Here is a 202-nt window from a genome sequence, read left to right on the forward strand (position 1 = left end):
GACGATGCCCAGGGTCTCGCGCACGTTGTGATCGGTGATCAGGACGCCGATCCCGCGCGACTTCAGCGCATGGACCAGGGTTCGGATCTCGCCCACGGCGATGGGATCGACGCCCGCAAACGGTTCATCCAGCAGCAGGAAGCCCGGATCGGACGCCAGGCAGCGGGCGATCTCGGCCCGCCTGCGTTCGCCGCCCGACAGG

General features: G+C 68.8%; 1 protein-coding gene. It reads right to left on the minus strand.

The genetic code is table 11. The features are described from left to right. Positions 1 to 202 (minus strand): ATP-binding cassette domain-containing protein (locus TW83_RS18990; RefSeq protein ID WP_045984353.1); only part of this gene is annotated, 202 nt, incomplete at both ends.

Source organism: Paracoccus sp. S4493, assembly GCF_000967735.1.
Lineage (GTDB): Bacteria > Pseudomonadota > Alphaproteobacteria > Rhodobacterales > Rhodobacteraceae > Paracoccus > Paracoccus marcusii.